Source organism: Chryseobacterium sp. FP211-J200 (assembly GCF_001643375.1).
Classification (GTDB): Bacteria; Bacteroidota; Bacteroidia; order Flavobacteriales; family Weeksellaceae; genus Epilithonimonas; species Epilithonimonas ginsengisoli.
This window is the reverse complement of the sequence record NZ_LSHB01000050.1, coordinates 12,533-29,111: the sequence shown is the minus strand read 5'-3', so window position 1 is coordinate 29,111 and position 16,579 is coordinate 12,533. Positions and strand designations below refer to the sequence as shown.

Genomic DNA, 16,579 nt, shown 5'->3' with positions numbered 1-16,579 from the left:
AATGCACTACGGGTTAAAATTAATTATTACGCTTGAATTATGGAATATTTAAAATTCGACTATTCGGTAATAAATAATCATAATGATTACTTTAATTAATTTAAAATTCTTCCAAATATAACATACATTTTAAAACATCTTTTACGGTTTTCCGTATAACAGAAAAATAATTACAATTTTTAATTATAAATTTGACAAATAAATCTATTGAACTCAAACATCAATCGAAATCCTCACTTTCCCACCCAATCCTTTCTCAACAATATCAAATAAAGTTTTAAGTGTCAGATTACTTCCATTATTTTCGATTTTGGAAATATACTCGCGTTTTTTATCTACTAAATTTGCTAATTCAGATTGGGTAAGGTTCTTTTCTTCACGGGCTTTTCTCAATTGAAGTCCGATTGCAAAAGATTCAAAATCCCTTTCCAGTTCATCTCTTCGCTCAGTTCCAACTTTTCCGTAAACATTATCTTTTATTTCTTTCCAATTTTTAGTTTCCATTTTCTTTTGATTTTTGTTCGTAATATTCAGCCATTATTTTCAAGGCTTTTGCAATTTCATTTTTGGGAGTTTTCTGAGTTTTCTTTTGAAATCCGTTCATCAGTACAACTAATTTTTCACCATCAAAAAAGCAAAATACTCTCCATATATTTGAACCCAATTGTATCCTTGCTTCATACAAACCATTGGTTCCGACAATATGTTTTAAGTAATTCGAAGGGATACGTTCCAAAGTTTCTATCGCCTCGATTATCTTAAATATTTTGTCTTGAACTTTCTTCGGTTGCTCCAAAAGAAACTTCTCAAAATAATTTTTAAACGATATGACTTCCCGAACTTTCATTCAACAAAAGTAATTTAAAAGTTACATTTAAACAAATAATTTTCAAAATTAATTCTCTAATACATCTTTCCCAGAATAATAAATATCATTACCTTTAAAACCCTTATTTAAATTGATAAAATGGACTTAAGAGACCAACTAAAAAACCTTTTCCCAACCCACGAAGAGCAGGATTTTGAAATGCCAGATGAAGAAAAAGAAAACTTCAAACAGAAAGAACCGCTCGTTTGCAAATTCGAGAAGAAAGGCAGAAACGGAAAACCAGTCACCATCATAGAAGGCTGGGAAGGCGACGACGAAGGCCTGAAAGAAATCTCTAAAAAAATCAAAACAAAACTGGGAATCGGTGGCTCGGAAAAAGATGGCGTCATCATCATCCAGGGCGACAACCGCGACAAAATAATGACCATCCTAAAGGAAATGGGCTACAAAACAAAACGTGTTGGAGGATAACATTGTCATCATTGGCGCTGGTCCAGCGGGATTGATGGCTGCACAAATCCTTGCTGAGAAAGGCTTCAAAGTTCAAATATTTGAACAAAACAAAGCTTCTGGAAGAAAATTCCTGGTGGCAGGAAATGGCGGTTTCAACCTGACACATAGTGAAGAATTAGAATCTTTTATCAAAAAATATGATGCGCCGGAAATTCGGGAGATTGTAAGAAGTTTTGACAATAAAAAAGTGGTGGATTGGCTTTCTGACTTGGGAGTTACGACCTATGTTGGAAGTTCGGGGAAGATTTTTCCGACGAAGAATTTCAAGCCGATTCAGGTTTTGAAAGCTTGGCTGGATAGGTTGGAACAATTGGGCGTTATCATTCATTACGAACATACTTTTATTGATTTTGATGAGAATTCTGTGACACTTAAAAATAAAGAGAACGAACTTAAAGTAGACTATTCAAAATTGATTTTGGCGATGGGTGGCGGTTCTTGGAAAAAGACTGGTTCTGATTCTAAATGGATCGAGATTTTAAAATCAAAAAATATTGAAATCACACCATTGGAATCTGCAAATTCCGGTTACGATACAGATTCTAAATTTCATCAATTACAAGGTCAATATCTGAAAAATATCAAAGTTTCTTTCGAGGGAAATGAAAAAATCGGTGAAGTGGTTTTTACAAAATATGGCATCGAAGGAAGTCCTATTTATTATCTGAATCGATTCACAAGAAAACACAATTTTCCATTAATCATGAACATTGACCTAAAACCAAATCTTTCAGAAACAGAAATCTTAGAACAATTAAATGGGACTGAAAAGATAAGTCAAGTCTTGAAACGAAAATTAAAACTCTCGACAACTGCACTCAACCTTCTGAAAACACTGGACAAGGAAAGTTACATCAATATAGAAAATCTCTCAAAATTAATAAAGAAATTCCCAATAGAAATTCTAGGTTTTCGTCCAATCGATGAAGTGATTTCGACTTCTGGAGGTGTTTCATTTTCAGCTTTGAATAACAAACTTGAATTGCGAAATTTCCCGAACGTTTTCTGCATCGGCGAAATGATAGATTGGGAAGCACCGACGGGCGGTTATCTTTTGCAAGCTTGTTTCAGTACGGGTTTTTTTGTGGCTGATGAAATTGCGAAGTCGTAACCACGAAGAGCACAAATTTTTTTCACAAGGCGCACAAAATTTATCTCAAATCCTTTTGAGCTTTAATGTATTATAATCTGAGAACGACTTTGGAACGATTTAATAAAAAACTAAATTAAAGCTTTTGTGACTTTTGTGGTTGCAAGTGGAGAATTTTGTTAACTTTAAAACCTTTTTAATTTCAAAAATCAATGCATCTTTTAAGCATTAATTTTTTAATCTTTTAAATTATAAATCAACAATATGATCAACAAATTAGCAGATTCCGAACTGGTCCTAAACGACGACGGAAGTGTTTACCACCTTAATCTTCTACCTGAAGACCTTGCCGAAAAAGTAATTCTAGTGGGCGATCCAGACAGAGTTCCGAAAGTTTCGAAATATTTTGACACGATTGAAGTCAAAAAAAATAAAAGAGAATTCTACACACACACTGGAACTTTACGTGGCGAAAGAATCACTGTAATGTCCACCGGAATTGGGACAGAGAATATCGATATCGTGATGAACGAGCTGGATGCTTTGGTGAATATCGATTTGAAAGCAAAAGAATTCAAGACAGAACACAAATCGTTGGAACTTTTCCGTTTGGGAACGTGTGGAAGTGTTAATCCGGACATTGAGGTTAACAATATGTTGGTTACGGAAAATGTGGTTGGACTTGACGGACTTTTGCATTTCTATCAAGATTATGCGTTCGAGAATGAGTTCAGTAAAAACTTTATGGCGAAATTCCCTTATGAGAAGATCAAGCCAATGTTGTACTTTTCAGATTGGGCAAAGGATATTTCCGATTATTATGCAGATGCAAAATACAGAGGAAACACAGCGACTTTCCCAGGATTCTACGCACCACAAGGTCGCCAGTTGAGACTAAAAGCTTTGGACGACCAGTTCCTAGAAACCTTGAATGACCTTGGCGTTTCCAATTTCGAAATGGAAACCTCCGCGATCTACGCTCTATCCAAATTATTGGGACACAAAGCTTTGACGGTAAACTGTGTCATCGCCAACAGAAGACGAGGCGAATTTGCAAGTGACCACCACGCATCGGAAAGAATGATGATCGAGTGGGTTCTTGAGAGAATCATTAAGTAGAAGTTTGAGCTTAGACTTTAGATATTAGAAAGCAACATTCAAAAATGAGTGTTGCTTTTTGATGTTTGGTTTTATTTATAATTACTTTAACGTTCATTAAGACTTTGCGGCATTTTAATTGAATAATAGAAAGCATCAAATCAAATTTTTCAATTTTTAACTCACAAAATAAATTATTATGAGCACTCAAGATCAAAATTATAACGACGCAGAAAGAGCAGTGAACAAAACAGAAAACTCATTAGAGAACGCTGCTGACAAAACAAAAAACACGATCAATGAATATGCCGACAAAGCAAGAAACTACATTGATGAGCAAAAAAGAAACAACACAGAATCTACCAAAGAAGGATTCTTTGAAAATCTAAAAGCAAATGCTACAGAAGCTTGGGAAGATACAAAAGACTTCGCAGAAAAAGCTTGGGAAAGCACAAAAGATACCGCTTCTGACGCTTGGGAAAAAACCAAGGATGCTAGTGAAGATGTAAAAGCAGAAGTTAGAAAAGCAACGAATTAGTTTTAAGTTAGTAATAGTTTTTCAAAACGAAAGGAGAAGACATTTATCAAGTCTTCTCCTTTTTATTTATATTTGTGGATTATTAATAAGGAGATGAAAAACTTACTGTTTTCGATTTTATTTCTAGGATTTTTTGCAAATTCTCAAACTTTCAATCAGAACTACGCGAATGTCAGCAATTTGGTTTCGCAGACCAACATCAATTCTTACTTGCAAGAGTTTGAAGATCTGGGAGTGAAAACCACAGGTTCGACTGCAAATAATAACGCTTATACTTGGTTGAAGAATAAATATTTATCTTTCGGATATTCGGAAAACGATATCACAAAAGACAATTTTATCTACAACGGACAAACGACATCCAACCTGATCCTTACAAAACAGGGAACCAAATATCCGAATATCTACATCATCATTTGTGGTCATTACGACACGATCACCGGAAAAGGAACCAATGACAACGGAAGCGGCGTCTCAGTGATTCTGGAAGTTGCCCGACTTTTGAAAAATATCAATACAGAATATTCCATCAAGTTCATCAATTTTTCTGGTGAAGAGCAAGGCTTGCTAGGTTCCGCACATTATGTGTCCAACGTGGTGAACGCCACCAATCCCAAAATGAACATCCGCCTCGTCCTCAACATCGATGAAGTTGGCGGCATCAAAGGACAAACCAACGATACCGTCACTTGTGAGAGAGACGAGTCCAGCAATCCCAGCGCCAACAACGCAGCTTCCAACACTTTCACACAACAATTGATGAATTGCGTCACGCTCTACTCTACTTTGAAGACCAATCTCAGTTACGCGTACGCCTCAGATTACATGCCGTTCCAGGCCAACGGCGAGATCATCACCGGATTGTTTGAGTATAACGAAACGCCATATGCGCACACAGAAAATGACACCTATTCCAATCTGGACCCAGTTTACATCTACAATATAGCCAAAGCCACAGTAGGCGCAGTCCAGCATTTTGCGGTTGTTGCCCAGACATTGGACACTTGCACGCCAAAAGACATTGTGATGAGTTTTAGATTCTATCCGAATCCAGCAAAAGATCATCTCCAACTTGAATTCCTCAACAGCAAAACCCAACGTTTTACCTTTACCATCACAGATTTTGAAGGAAAAACCCTGAGCAAGACAGAGAATCAAACCAGAATTGATATTTCGTCATTGGCCAAAGGTATCTATCTCGGAACTTTCAAAGTGGACGATCAGGTCATCACCAAGAAGATCATGGTAGAATAGAAATTTGATTTTTAATTTTTTAATGATCTGGGCAATCCCCTCACTTAGCTATTCCCGCAGCTCGGGTCGCGCTATCCGCTACTATCTTTTCCCTCCTATTCTTTCCCCACGCTATAGAAAAAGGATAACCGCTACTATCGCTATTGCAGGGAATATGTGTCATCAGATCACATTTGGCTTTTTTAGAACACTTCTACATTTCAATTTTCGGAATAAACAATCACAATAATTTCGTATTACGAAATCAAAAATTTGTATCTTTGCACCTATGCAAAAAATCTTAATCGTAGAGGACGAAAAAGCAATATCCGGCGTTCTACACAGTATTTTATCGGACGAACTTCCTGATTACCAATTCGAAATAGCCGAAGATGGTCTTGAGGGTTTCAAATTTATAGAGAAAGAAGATTTTGCTTTGGTAATTTCTGATATCAAAATGCCAAAAATCTCCGGAACAGAACTTCTGAAACAAAGTCTTGCATTGAAGCCGGAAAGCACTTTCATCATGATCTCCGGACACGCAGATATTGATACGGCAGTTGGCTGTTTGAGAGAAGGCGCTTATGACTTCATCTCAAAACCAATCGATATCAACAGATTGATCACCAGTGTGAAAAACGCTTTGGATAAAGGCAATCTTCAAAAAGCAAACTCCAATCTGAAGCAGGAAAATTCTCAGCTGAAGAAAAAAGTCAATAAAAAATACCAAATGATCGGGCAATCGCCTGCACTTAAGAAGATCCAAGAGATCATAGACAAAGTCGCGGTTTCTGACGCAAGAGTTCTTGTGACTGGACCAAACGGTGCTGGTAAAGAATTGGTAGCTCACGCGATCCATTCCCAAAGTGAAAGGTCACGAGGCCCAATGATCGAGGTCAACTGTGCGGCCATCCCATCAGAATTGATAGAAAGTGAATTATTCGGTCACGTGAAAGGTTCTTTTACAGGCGCGATCAAAGATAAATCCGGAAAATTCGAACAGGCCACTGGCGGAACTATTTTCTTGGACGAGATCGGTGATATGAGTTTGGTTGCCCAGGCAAAAGTACTTAGAGCTTTGCAAGAAAGTAAAGTTTCTCCTGTAGGAAGTGACAAAGAGATCAAAGTTGATGTTCGTGTCATCGCTGCAACCAACAAAAATCTGGCTAAAGAAATTGAGCAAGGAAAATTCCGTGAGGATTTGTACCACAGGCTTTCTGTGATCGAGATCAGCGTCCCTTCCCTTAACGACAGAGTTGAAGATATCCCTTTGTTAGTAGAACATTTCACCAATTCGATTGCTTCAGAAAATGGTTCTGCAGCTAAGAAATTTGATGATAAATCCATCAAGGCTTTGCAGCAATACGACTGGACTGGGAACATCCGTGAGCTTAGAAACGTTGTAGAAAGGTTGATCATCTTAGGTGCTGATCCTGTGACTGCTGATGACGTTGCTAGTTTTGTAAAGAAATAAACTTAATTAAATATTATATTTAACCGCAGTTTATTCTGCGGTTTTTTTTTGGAAAAAATTGAGAATCTATGCGGTAGAATTCTTCATTTAAAAAAATAAATAAGATAAACAAATGAAATTTTTAGATAAAAAATACACACAGCAAGGACTGAAATTGGCACTTCCTGTGATGTTGACACAAGTCGGACAAGTGTCCGTGAACCTCTTCGATAATATCATCGTGGGGAAACTTTTGGGCGCGCAGGCTTTAGCCTCTGTGTCTTTGGGAAATGCCTTGTTCTTTTCCATTTTCGTTTTGGCGTTGGGATTTTCTTTTGCGATTCCGCCTTTGGTTTCTGAGGCTAACTCTCAAGGGAAACATGAGACGATCAATTCGGTTTTCAGACACGGATTTGTCATCAATCTTGGTGTTGGAATTTTACTGATGATCCTATTATTAGCTGGACTTCCTTTGATCACACATATGGACCAACCAGTTGAAATCATTCCGGACACGATCAGTTTTCTTAGCATTATGGCGTTTACAATGATCCCATTTATGATGTTCCAGACTTTGAGAGAAGTTTCGGAAGGATTGTCGTTTACAATTGGCGTGACGAAAGCAACGATTATTGCAAACATAATTAACATTGCTTTAAATTATGTTTTCATCAAAGGACTTTTCGGATTTCCTGAAATGGGCGTACAGGGTTCGGCTTTAGCAACATTGATTGCCAGAATTTTTATGGTGGTTTTCTTGTATTTTGTTTTGGTAAAAGAACCAAAAACGAGAAGATACATCAAAGATTTTTCTTTGAAAATTGCGGAATTCAGCAAGGAAATGTTCAGCAAAATGTTCAAGCTTGGATTACCAACGGCTTTACAAATGTTTTTTGAGGTAACGGCTTTTGCGGCGGCAGCTTTCATTTGTGGATTGGTAAGTTCTCAGGATATTGCGTCGCATCAGATCGCTTTGTCGATGGCGTCATTTACATTTAATCTTTGTATTGGATTCAGTGTTGCCTCGACGGTGATGATCGGGAACAAAATGGGCGTTGGCGATTATGTTGGATTAAGGAAAATCGGGATCAATAATTTTAAATTAACTCTAATTTATATGGGATTCTGCGGCATTATGTTTATCCTTTTCCGAAACGTTCTGCCTCATTTTTTCACGAAAGAAAGCGATGTATTGGTAATTGAATTAGCTTCAAAATTAATGATCATCGCAGCGCTTTTCCAATTATCTGATGGAATCCAAGTGACTGCTTTGGGTTGTTTGAGAGGAATTCAAGATGTGAAGATCCCGAGTGTGATCACGTTTTTGGCGTATTGGGTTTTCACAATTCCGGTTGGGTATTTTCTTTGTGTGACGATGAAAATGGGTGCATTTGGAATGTGGATCGCTTTGGGAATTGGATTAACTATTTCTGCAATTCTTTTGGTCATCAGGTTTTTGAGGTTGAGTAAGAGGAAGGCGTTGGCTGTAATCAACTAATTTTATCGCAAAGGCGTATTTTTCTATTAATAACGTTTAAAAGTCGCTAAGTTGGAATCAGGGAAAAGTCTTCGACTCCGCTCAGACTGACACTGAAATAAACTTTTGGAGACAAAACGATATTAGGAAACTGAATCTGCAGCCCGACTTGAGTGGAGCTCTTTTTTGTCATTGCGATTCCAGAGAAGTTCAACTGATTGCTAACGTTCTTCGCAATGACAAAAAAAGCGGGAACGGAAGGCGGAAATAGCTGCCCAAACAATCTCACTTATATAATTTGCGACTTTGCTTCAAAAGCTATTTTAAATTTTTAAATTTGCAACACAAAATTCTGACATGAATATCATTCAACATATACAATCAAAAATATCCGAGATCATCCCGAAACTTTATGACGTGGAAGGCGTGAATCTGGATGTTCAAAAAAATAAAACCGAGTTCGAAGGTGATTTTACCATCGTTATTTTTCCATTGGTAAAACTGGCAAAGAAAAGTCCGGACGCGATTGGAAACGAACTTGGAGAAGCGATTACAAACGAAATCGATTACATTGAGAGCTTCAACATCGTGAAAGGTTTCCTGAATCTTAAATTGAAAGACGAGGTTTTCGCGAATCAATTGTCCGAACTTCAGGATGATTTTGAAAACATAGCACCGAAAAACGCAACGGTAATGGTGGAATATTCTTCGCCAAATACGAACAAACCTTTGCATCTTGGACACGTTAGAAATAATCTTTTGGGTTTCTCTGTTGCTGAGATTTTGAAAGCTGATGGATACAACGTCATCAAATCTCAAATCATCAACGACCGTGGAATTCACATCTGCAAATCGATGTTGGCATGGGAGAAATTTGGTAACGGCGAAACACCTGAATCTACCGGTTTGAAAGGCGATAAACTGGTCGGAAACTACTATGTGGAATTCGATAAATTATATAAATCCGAGATCAAAGCGATGGTTGCTGACGGCATAGATGAGGAAACGGCGAAAAAGCAAGCGCTAAGTATCATCCAAGCTCAGGAAATGCTTTTGAAATGGGAAAATAATAATCCGGAAGTTCGAAAACTTTGGGCGATGATGAACGAATGGGTATATGCAGGTTTTAATGAAACTTATTCCCGATTGGGCGTTAATTTCGACCAGGTTCAGTACGAGAGCAATACCTATATTTTAGGAAAAGATCTAATTCAAAAAGGGCTTGACAGCGGGATTCTTTATAAGAAAGAAGACGGTTCTGTTTGGTGTGATCTGACGGATGAAGGTTTGGATCAGAAACTGCTTTTACGTTCGGATGGCACTTCGGTTTATATGACTCAGGATCTTGGAACTGCCGTTGAGCGTTTCAAGGAAAATGATATTCAGAAACTGATCTATACGGTTGGAAATGAGCAGGATTATCACTTCCAAGTCTTGTTCAAAATCCTGAAAAAATTGGGTTACGAATGGGCAGACCAGCTTTACCACTTGTCGTACGGAATGGTGGAATTGCCGGAAGGAAAAATGAAATCCCGAGAAGGAACCGTGGTTGACGCGGACGAATTGGTTGAAGAAATGATCTCCACTGCAAAAGAAAAATCTGAGGAACTTGGCAAGTTGGAGAGTTTGAGCGATGAAGAGAAAAAGAGTTCTTATGAAACGGTTGGATTGGGTGCTTTGAAATATTTCATTTTGAAAGTGGATCCGAGAAAGAAAATGCTCTTCAATCCTGCGGAAAGTATTGATTTTAATGGAAATACTGGACCTTTCATTCAATATACGTATGCGAGAATCCAGTCACTTTTGGCAAAGGCCGAATATTCCGGGAAAGGAGATTTTGGAACTTACGTTCCGAATGAAAGTGAGAAGGAAGTGATCATGCTTTTGGCTGAATTCAAAGAAGTTATCGCGCGTTCTGCAGAAACTTTGAGTCCGGCTTTGGTGGCGAATTACGTTTATGAACTGGTAAAATCTTACAACTCTTTTTATCAAAATAACCCGATTGTGAAACAGGAAGATCTGGATGCGAAACAGTTCCGTCTTCAGGTTTCTGATCTGGTTGCGAAGACGATCAAGAAAGCTTTGGCTATGCTGGGAATCAATGTGGTGAATAGAATGTAAATGGCAAATAGCTATTAGCTTTTTGCTGTTGGCCTACAGCTCAAATATAAAATTAAAACTCTGCTTCGGCGGAGTTTTTTTATACCTACTCTCTTTTTATATATTTATCAAGCATATGCTGTGATAATTCGTGCAATTCCTTGCCATTCTCAGGATTCACACCATCCGCAGTGAAAAATTCTACCACATTTTGATGCTTGGAATACCAGACATTTTTAATTGAAGTAATTGTGTCTGGCGTTGTGATCTTTTTGAAATTATCCACCAATTTCCTATCAAGCGCAATCAAACCGTTTTCTGTATCGCTGCAATGTGCTGGGATATATTCTTTCCCATCCCAAAACATACATTGCAACTTTTCTTCTTTAGGAGGTTCTTCTTTGACATCCTGATCCCGTGGAGTAATTTCGTTTTCTTTCCAAGTTATAATTTCTTTTGCAGGAGTTTCTGTTTTTAGTTCATCGTTTTTAACCTCTGCGAATTTCACAGCCGGATTTTCCTCTTTCTTAAAATAATTATTCGTAAAAAAGCCACCAAAAATTAACAATCCAATCACTCCAAAACCGCTCTGTTTTGCGAAAAATTCTTGAAGTTTTAAAATTGGATTCGTGGTAATATTTACAGTAATATTTGGATGTTTTCTTTCGGGATCATCTTCATCATCGATTCTCACACTCACACTCGTACGCGAAGAATCTTGATTAATTTTTGTAAAAGTTTCTGTTTTGCAAAAGTCTTTAAAATCCTTGAATTCCAGGTATTGGCTCATTTTATCAAGAACCTGCGTATCAATATTCTTATCCTCATCATCTATCAAAAAAGCATCATAATACCTTACGAAAGTCCGCTCTGATATTTCGAATTTCCATTCGTCATAAAAGTAGAGGCTGAGATAAAGCGCAATTCCGCTTTTGCTGTCTTTCCCTGAGTCTTTTCTTCCTTTCTCAAAAATTTCACGAATTAGTAGTTTTTTGGACATAGTTGGTATTTAGTCTTTACAAAGTAGATGATTTTCTGGCACTTCCTTGTACGGAAATCCGTACTCCATCATTTTGCCAGTCCATTCGTGTCCAAGAATTGTCTAACATTTCATTTCATTATCACTGCATCTTTGCCTCAGAAATCATTGATAAACAAAACATTACAAAAACAAAGTTACAAAACTGATCTCAAAAAACAACCAGATAAAACGGAGAGAGATCTCTGGCTTGGGAAGCAGATGTTTCTCTTCCGTTTTCTGAAGGTTGACTTCCCAAAAATTTAAGAAGCGCTTCTTTTTCAACCACTGTGTCACCTACTCGCTATCTGCTTCGCGGGGAAGAACACGAATGTCAATTTTTAAATTTTTACAACAATGCTAAACTTAATCTTGATCTTACTGGGATTGATCTCAAACCCCAACTCAAATACTTCAAACTGTGGTGGTGATGGAACTACAACTACTGCATCAGCACCACAACCTAACCCTGGTGATACTGGTGGAGAAGATGGACAAACCCCACCCAGAAAATAACAGTAATAAAGTGATAGTGAAAGAATTTTCTTTCACTATTTTTTTTTATTTTTAAGAAAAATAAAAAACTTTGAAGTTTTATTATATATTTCTTTTTCTTTTATGCTTATCGTGTAAAAAAACTCACGAAATTAAAAACGAATCACAAATCTCTAATCTTTATTATGATAAAGCCTTTGAGTTATTAGACCATAACAAAAGAGACAGCGCATTTTACTATTTTAACCTGAGTAAAGATCATTTTCTCAAAACCAAGGAGACTCTCAGCGTTGCCAAGAGCCTTATTAATATGGCAATCATCCAGGAGAATGAAGGAGACAATTTTGGATCTCAAGAAACTAGTTTATTGGCCTCAAAATATTTAAGTTTTACAAAAAAAGACCATCATTATTATTTAGCAACCAATTATAATAACTTGGGGATCGTTAACGGCAAATTAAAAAACCATCAAAGATCTTCCGAGTTTTTCAGAAAGGCGGTTTACTATACCGATGATCATGCTAATAGAATTATTTATCAAAACAATCTTGCGAATGCCTTCAGAAGAATGGAAGATTATGACAAGGCATTGTCAACTTATAAAAATATATTGAATGAAAAAATAAGTAAAAAGGAATACGCAAGGATATTATCGAATTTTTCCTACACAAAATGGCTTCAAAAACCTAATTACAATCCCATTCCAGAACTCAACGAAGCTTTAAAAATAAGATCACAAGAAAAAGATAATTGGGGGCTCAACTCCAGCTATTCCCATCTTGCAGATTACTACACTGATAAGCAGCAGGACGCCGCATTACTGTACGCGACTAAAATGTACAGCGTTTCAAAAGAAATAAAAAGTCCAGATGACCAGATCGAAGCGCTCCAAAAATTAATTTATCTGGAAAATCAGGAACATTCAAGACAGTATTTTAAAATCTATCAAAAACTGAATGACAGCCTACAAACTGCAAGAAATAAAGCGAAGAATCAATTTGCACTCATCCGTTACGAGACCGAGAAGAACAAAGCTGATTTTCTAAGATCAAAAACAGAAAGCACACAGCGCCAAAACCACATCATCAAACAATATTTTGGATTAGGACTTCTAATAATTTTATTGATCATCAGCTATTTTTGGTTTAGAAAAAGGCAAAAGATCCTTCACCAAGAAAAAATGCTGGAAGTCAAAAACACAGAACTCAAATACTCCAAAAAAGTCCACGACAGAGTTGCAAATAAGGTCTATCAAGTAATGTCCGAGGTGGAGAATATCGAAGATCTACATAAAGAGATCCTACTTGACAGACTAGAAGAGATCTATGAAATATCCCGAGATATCACTTATGAAAAAGAAGCTTCGGAAAACCATAATTTTAAAGATCAACTTTCTAATATGTTAAAATCGTATGCTTCCGACCTTGTCAAGATCTTCATCACTGGTAATGATCAAGAAATTTGGCAAAGAACAAACCATACTCAACAAAACGAAGTCTACTGCATCCTTCAAGAACTGATGACCAACATGAAGAAACATAGTAACGCTGATAAAGTTTTACTAAAATTCTCCCAACACAAGTCTACCGTAAACATCTCATATACAGACAATGGCATTGGCATAAAACAACTTTCACAAAAAAATGGTTTGCAAAATACGGAAACCCGTACAAAAGCTATTGCTGGAAAAATTATTTTTGACACAGAAACTGACGGACTTTTGAAGATCAACATCTCATTTCCGTTATAAAAAAAATACAAATGTTCAAAAAAGTACTAATAGCAGAGGATTATGAAAGCTTCAACATATCGGTCCAGAAAGTCGTTGAAGACCTCAAAATAACAGAAACAAAATTTGATAACTACTGCGACGAAGCTCTTAGCAGACTGAAAATGGCAATTCAAGAAAACGAACCTTTCGAATTGCTGATCACCGATATCTCCTTTGATGCTGACCACAGAAAACAAACATTGACCAACGGACAAGAACTTGTGGCAGCCGCAAGAGAGATACAGCCAGACTTAAAAGTGATCGTATTCTCCGTAGAAAAACGCCAAGAGACCATCGATAGACTCTTCAATGACCAACAGATCAACGGCTATGTAAAAAAAGGCAGAGAAGATGTGAAAGACCTTAAAAAGGCGATAAAAACCGTTTACAAAAACGAGAGGTTTATCTCCTATGATTTGAAAAATCCAGTAAAGGACAGAAATTCTTTTGAGTTCTCGACACTGGACACTCTGCTTATATCATTGCTGGCAAAAGGAATTCTCGTAAAAAATATCCCAGATTATTTAAAGCAGAACAACATCACACCTTCCAGCATGAGCTACGTTGAGAAAAAATTAGCAAGTATCCGCGAATCTCTAGATGTCAACAGCAATGAACATCTTATTGCAGTCTGCAAAGATTTCGGCATCATTTAGGATTGTCTAGTCAACTTTTCGAAGAAATTTTAAAAGGAAGGATAGAATTGACTATCAATTTCGTCAATCCAAGGTAATATTAAACTAATGATCATCTAAACAATCTGGCATTTACCATGCAAAAATAAAACAACCAGCTGAATTTCAACTGGTTGTTACTTTACAATTTGTAGACCCACAGGGATTCGAACCCCAGATGACTGCACCAAAAACAGTAGTGTTACCGCTACACCATAGGTCTGTCCTTTATTGTGGTGCAAATTTAGAGCTTTTTTCTGAACTTCCAAATTATTTTTAAAAAAAATTGCATAATTTTATAAAATAAATTTTCGCTCAGCCTAATGTTAATCGACCTTTCCAAACCTTTATCCAATCAAGAAAGACCATCTAACGAATTTGAAACCAAAGTTTTAGACTTCGTCACAGAATGGTTTTCAGACTCAAAAATAGTCAAAATTCAGAGTTCTGGTTCTACCGGAATTCCAAAAATATTTGAGATAGAAAAATCAAAAATGCTGAATTCTGCCGAGATGACTTGCAACTTTTTGGATTTAAAAGAAGGAAATGTCGCATTAATTTGTCTCCCGATAGAATATATCTCTGGAAAAATGATGGTCGTAAGAAGTATTCTCAGAAAATTAAAACTAAAAATCGTCGAACCGTCCACAAATCCCCTTCAAAACATTAATGACGAAATCGATTTCTGTGCAATGACGCCTTTGCAGGTCGAAAATTCCTTGGACAAACTTCATCTCATCAAAAATCTGATCATTGGAGGCGCATCAGTTTCCGAAACTTTAAAGACAAAAATCACTAAAACTCTCAAACACTCAAACTCTCCCACTCGAATCTTCGAGACCTACGGAATGAGCGAAACACTTTCCCACATTGCACTCAGACAGATTTTCCCAAATCAGGAAGATTGGTTTGCAGTTTTTGAAGGTGTGGAAATTTCTCTTGACGAACGAGATTGTCTGAAAATATTTGCACCAAAATTGAATTCAGAAATTTTGCAAACAAATGATTTGGTAGAAATTAATAATAAAAATCAATTCAGATTTCTTGGAAGATTAGATAATGCGATTAATTCTGGTGGCGCAAAGATTTTCCCAGAAGAATTGGAAAAATTAGTCAAACAAAACATTCCGAATGAAGCAGTCTTTCTTGGAATCGATGATGAAAAACTCGGACAAAAATTAATTCTAATAATTGAAGGAGAATCTGATGAAAATTTAAAATCTAAAATCTATAATTTAAAATTTCAAAAATCATTTCATAAACCAAAAGACATTAATTTTGTAGAAAAGATCCCAAGAACGCCAAACGGAAAAGTCAACCGGCTGGAGTTGAAAAAATTAATTGAGAAATGAAAAACTTCACGTCCGAAATCAGCTACAAAACCTCCCGCTCTTCCGGCGCTGGTGGACAAAACGTGAACAAAGTGGAAACGGCTGTCACGGCGATTTGGAACGTCTCAGAAAGTTATTATTTCTCAGAACAGGAAAAACTTAGAATCTCTGATAAACTCAAAAACCGCATCAATTCCGAAGGTCTTCTGCAAATGACTTCATCAGAAAGCCGAACACAACTTGCGAACAAGAAAATCGTGACAGAAAAAATGCTCGAAATGGTAGAAAAATCGCTTTTCATTCCAAAATACAGAGTCAAAACCAAACCTTCCAAACGCCAAGTTCAAAAGCGAATCGATAACAAAAAGAAAATTTCCGAGAAAAAAGACAATCGGAAATTTAAATTTTAAAGTCCGATAATTTCTCTATCTCCTCATCTATTTTCTGAGAATATTCCAACTGTTTATCGCGGATTCGCCCATGATTGGTCACAGTTTCATAATCCTGTTGATATTGTTTATACTCATCATAAATTCTTTCATAATACTTCTGCAAAGATTTGACATCCAAACTTTTACCACTGATTACCTTTCTGAATCTTCGCGCAAACAACTCAGCAATATCGAAATGACTTTGCTCGTGCATCAAAACATGATCCGTCTTATGTTCCGGATGCGCCCAGGATTTGGAAGGAATAAAAAACGACTGAATTTTCACCTGCTTGGAAGTGAATTTCTTCGTCGAACTATTAAGTAAGAGAGAGATTCCACAATAAGTTGTAGCCGCGGCCTGAGAAGTATTTGGCTTAGTTTGAGACTGGAAATCTGCCCAAACCAATTTTCGATTTTCATCCCAAAAAATCTTGTCCTGAGCCTTCGCAAATCCTAAGAAAAAGACGAAACCAAGCAGCAAAAATTGTTTTATCATAACGATTAGATGATTTTTTTCTTCAAATGTTA

17 protein-coding genes and 1 tRNA gene are annotated in these 16,579 nt (G+C 36.8%); 13 read left to right on the top strand and 5 right to left on the bottom strand.

The genetic code is table 11. The annotated features are described in order from the left end of the window. Positions 1-213: 213 nt before the first annotated feature. Together AXA65_RS14570 and AXA65_RS14565 are read right to left on the bottom strand one after the other, a co-directional pair. Positions 214-504, bottom strand: coding sequence for a helix-turn-helix domain-containing protein (locus tag AXA65_RS14570; RefSeq protein WP_028122765.1), 291 nt, complete (start codon positions 502-504; stop codon positions 214-216). Further along, entirely contained in the window at positions 494-847 is a 354-nt protein-coding gene (locus tag AXA65_RS14565) for a type II toxin-antitoxin system RelE/ParE family toxin (RefSeq protein WP_028122764.1), read from the bottom strand. Before AXA65_RS14565 ends, AXA65_RS14570 begins: the two co-directional genes overlap by 11 nt. A 120-nt stretch (positions 848-967) precedes the next feature. Here AXA65_RS14565 and AXA65_RS14560 point away from each other — a divergent pair, with 120 nt between their 5' ends. From AXA65_RS14560 to argS, 8 genes are all read left to right on the top strand, one after another. Further along, positions 968-1,300, top strand: coding sequence for a translation initiation factor (locus tag AXA65_RS14560; RefSeq protein WP_028122763.1), 333 nt, complete (start codon positions 968-970; stop codon positions 1,298-1,300). Next, a complete protein-coding gene (locus tag AXA65_RS14555) occupies positions 1,290-2,453 on the top strand; it encodes an NAD(P)/FAD-dependent oxidoreductase (RefSeq protein ID WP_063970808.1) in 1,164 nt (387 codons plus the stop codon). The genes AXA65_RS14560 and AXA65_RS14555 overlap by 11 nt, the downstream gene beginning before the upstream one ends. 243 nt (positions 2,454-2,696) lie before the next feature. After that, complete coding sequence (locus AXA65_RS14550) at positions 2,697-3,551, top strand: nucleoside phosphorylase (RefSeq protein ID WP_063970804.1); 855 nt, start codon at positions 2,697-2,699, stop codon at positions 3,549-3,551. Between the two features lie 178 nt (positions 3,552-3,729). Beyond that, the gene (locus tag AXA65_RS14545) at positions 3,730-4,068 is read left to right on the top strand and encodes a hypothetical protein (protein WP_185114329.1); all 339 of its coding nucleotides are present in this window, start codon (positions 3,730-3,732) and stop codon (positions 4,066-4,068) included. A 93-nt stretch (positions 4,069-4,161) separates the two neighbouring features. Next, entirely contained in the window at positions 4,162-5,322 is a 1,161-nt protein-coding gene (locus tag AXA65_RS14540; RefSeq protein ID WP_063970803.1) for a M28 family peptidase, read from the top strand. A 268-nt stretch (positions 5,323-5,590) separates the two neighbouring features. Further along, entirely contained in the window at positions 5,591-6,775 is a 1,185-nt protein-coding gene (locus AXA65_RS14535) for a sigma-54-dependent transcriptional regulator (RefSeq protein ID WP_063970802.1), read from the top strand. A gap of 112 nt (positions 6,776-6,887) precedes the next feature. Then, on the top strand, positions 6,888-8,252 hold the full coding sequence (locus AXA65_RS14530) for an MATE family efflux transporter (protein WP_063970801.1): 1,365 nt from the start codon (positions 6,888-6,890) through the stop codon (positions 8,250-8,252). A 336-nt stretch (positions 8,253-8,588) separates the two neighbouring features. Next, positions 8,589-10,352, top strand: a complete 1,764-nt coding sequence (argS, locus tag AXA65_RS14520; RefSeq protein ID WP_063970799.1) for an arginine--tRNA ligase — start codon at positions 8,589-8,591, stop codon at positions 10,350-10,352. Between the two features lie 85 nt (positions 10,353-10,437). On the opposite strand, the gene AXA65_RS14515 is transcribed toward argS, so the two are convergent. Next, on the bottom strand, positions 10,438-11,331 hold the full coding sequence (locus AXA65_RS14515) for a hypothetical protein (RefSeq protein WP_063970798.1): 894 nt from the start codon (positions 11,329-11,331) through the stop codon (positions 10,438-10,440). Positions 11,332-11,706: 375 nt separating this feature from the next. On the opposite strand from AXA65_RS14515, the gene AXA65_RS19945 reads away from it, so the two are divergent. The 3 genes from AXA65_RS19945 to AXA65_RS14500 all read left to right on the top strand — a co-directional run bounded on the left by AXA65_RS19945 (position 11,707) and on the right by AXA65_RS14500 (position 14,271). Beyond that, positions 11,707-11,865: a hypothetical protein gene (locus tag AXA65_RS19945; RefSeq protein WP_165596610.1), complete on the top strand. Its 159-nt coding sequence runs from the start codon at positions 11,707-11,709 to the stop codon at positions 11,863-11,865. 289 nt (positions 11,866-12,154) lie between these two features. Next, a complete protein-coding gene (locus AXA65_RS14505) occupies positions 12,155-13,594 on the top strand; it encodes a tetratricopeptide repeat-containing sensor histidine kinase (RefSeq protein WP_086048218.1) in 1,440 nt (479 codons plus the stop codon). A gap of 11 nt (positions 13,595-13,605) precedes the next feature. Beyond that, positions 13,606-14,271: a response regulator transcription factor gene (locus AXA65_RS14500; protein ID WP_063970796.1), complete on the top strand. Its 666-nt coding sequence runs from the start codon at positions 13,606-13,608 to the stop codon at positions 14,269-14,271. A gap of 170 nt (positions 14,272-14,441) precedes the next feature. Here AXA65_RS14500 and AXA65_RS14495 read toward each other — a convergent pair. Beyond that, a tRNA-Gln gene (locus tag AXA65_RS14495) sits at positions 14,442-14,512 on the bottom strand. A gap of 100 nt (positions 14,513-14,612) precedes the next feature. Between AXA65_RS14495 and AXA65_RS14490 the strand changes: the two genes are divergently transcribed. Both AXA65_RS14490 and arfB read left to right on the top strand, forming a co-directional pair. Further along, entirely contained in the window at positions 14,613-15,641 is a 1,029-nt protein-coding gene (locus AXA65_RS14490) for an AMP-binding protein (protein ID WP_063970795.1), read from the top strand. Next, positions 15,638-16,030 carry an alternative ribosome rescue aminoacyl-tRNA hydrolase ArfB gene (gene arfB, locus AXA65_RS14485; RefSeq protein WP_063970794.1) on the top strand — a complete coding sequence of 131 codons (393 nt, stop codon included), beginning with the start codon at positions 15,638-15,640 and terminating at the stop codon, positions 16,028-16,030. Before AXA65_RS14490 ends, arfB begins: the two co-directional genes overlap by 4 nt. On the opposite strand, the gene AXA65_RS14480 is transcribed toward arfB, so the two are convergent. Continuing rightward, complete coding sequence (locus AXA65_RS14480) at positions 16,020-16,547, bottom strand: DUF922 domain-containing protein (RefSeq protein ID WP_063970793.1); 528 nt, start codon at positions 16,545-16,547, stop codon at positions 16,020-16,022. The two genes, arfB and AXA65_RS14480, sit on opposite strands and share 11 nt — an antisense overlap. Positions 16,548-16,579: the final 32 nt, after the last annotated feature.